This is a genomic window from Paraburkholderia guartelaensis (genome assembly GCF_004353905.1).
Lineage (GTDB): Bacteria > Pseudomonadota > Gammaproteobacteria > Burkholderiales > Burkholderiaceae > Paraburkholderia > Paraburkholderia guartelaensis.
The window spans coordinates 1-1,556 of record NZ_SMOD01000146.1 but is presented as its reverse complement, the minus strand read 5'-3'; the positions used below and the strand labels follow the sequence as shown (position 1 = coordinate 1,556).

At 57.1% G+C, this 1,556-nt stretch carries 1 protein-coding gene, 3 tRNA genes and 2 rRNA genes; all 6 read right to left on the bottom strand.

Annotation, left to right across the window (positions count from 1 at the left end):
• A partial coding sequence (locus E1N52_RS43665) for a GTP-binding protein (protein WP_205965783.1) occupies positions 1 to 319 on the bottom strand: 319 nt, incomplete at its 3' end.
• 109 nt (positions 320 to 428) lie between these two features.
• Positions 429 to 503: transfer RNA gene (locus tag E1N52_RS43660), tRNA-Thr, on the bottom strand.
• 32 nt (positions 504 to 535) lie between these two features.
• Positions 536 to 609, bottom strand: a tRNA-Gly gene (locus E1N52_RS43655).
• A gap of 75 nt (positions 610 to 684) precedes the next feature.
• Positions 685 to 770, bottom strand: a tRNA-Tyr gene (locus E1N52_RS43650).
• Between the two features lie 143 nt (positions 771 to 913).
• Positions 914 to 1,027 (bottom strand): 5S ribosomal RNA (gene rrf, locus E1N52_RS43645).
• 160 nt (positions 1,028 to 1,187) lie between these two features.
• Positions 1,188 to 1,556: ribosomal RNA gene (locus E1N52_RS43640) — 23S ribosomal RNA — on the bottom strand; the annotation flags it as partial.

Here is a 1,556-nt window from a genome sequence, read left to right as displayed (position 1 = left end):
AGCACACCAGGATCGCGCCGTCCATCTGTGCCGCGCCCGTGATCATGTTCTTCACGTAGTCAGCGTGGCCCGGGCAGTCGACGTGTGCGTAGTGGCGGTTAGCCGTTTCGTACTCGACGTGCGCGGTGTTGATGGTAATACCACGTGCCTTTTCTTCCGGCGCTGCGTCGATCTGGTCGTACGCCTTCGCTTCGCCGCCGAACTTGGCGGTCAGAACCGTCGTGATCGCTGCCGTCAGCGTGGTCTTGCCGTGGTCAACGTGACCGATCGTGCCCACGTTCACGTGCGGCTTGGTCCGCTCAAACTTACCCTTGGCCATTTTCGACTCCTAAGAGGATTTTTCCGTACGTTGCGCGGGGCGCGCAAACAATCACTGGCTTGCTGCTGCCTGCTCGATGCGAGGCTTCTGAGGCCCGCTAGATACCGGCTGGTGCCCATGGGCAGGATCGAACTGCCGACCTCTCCCTTACCAAGGGAGTGCTCTACCACTGAGCCACATGGGCGAAAACTGCTCTGAACCGCTTTAATGCTTCGCTGGAGCGGGTGAAGGGAATCGAACCCTCGTCGTAAGCTTGGAAGGCTTCTGCTCTACCATTGAGCTACACCCGCGAGGTTCGCCGGCCATTTCGATCGCGCAACTGCTAGCGCAATCTTTACCGGCCCATCACTGCTACAGCTGAATTCTGGTGGAGGAGGTTGGATTCGAACCAACGTAGGCGTAAGCCAACAGATTTACAGTCTGCCCCCTTTAGCCACTCGGGCACCCCTCCGCAGAGAACTGATGATTATGGGGGAACATCCGAATCGTGTCAAGCACTTTGTTCGGCGTCGATCCCACAACGCTCTCACTTATAGGGAGAGCGGAAAAGCAAAAACCCCGGCTTTTTAGGGCCGGGGTCTCGCTTGTTAAGGAGCCTGACGATTACCTACTTTCACACGGGCAATCCGCACTATCATCGGCGTGGAGCTGTTTCACGGTCCTGTTCGGGATGGGAAGGGGTGGGACCAGCTCGCTATGGTCATCAGGCATGACGGGTTGCTGCGTCGCAGGGTGCTGCGCCACAGCCAATCGGGAAGAAGCGTAAAGAGGTGTTGCTGAATTGGGGTTGTGTTGTTTCAGGCACAACACGCGATCGCTCAACCTGTGCGTCCTTCTCTCCACAGCCGGAGGGAGGCACACCTGTTATAGGATCAAGCCTTACGGGCAATTAGTATCAGTTAGCTTAACGCATTACTGCGCTTCCACACCTGACCTATCAACGTCCTGGTCTCGAACGACCCTTCAAGGGGATCTAGTCCCCGGGGAAGTCTCATCTTGAGGCGAGTTTCCCGCTTAGATGCTTTCAGCGGTTATCTCTTCCGAACATAGCTACCCGGCGATGCGACTGGCGTCACAACCGGTACACCAGAGGTTCGTCCACTCCGGTCCTCTCGTACTAGGCGCCGGCCCACTCAAACTTCCAGCGCCCACGGCAGATAGGGACCAAACTGTCTCACGACGTTTTCAACCCAGCTCACGTACCTCTTTAAATGGCGAACAGCCATACCCTTGGGAC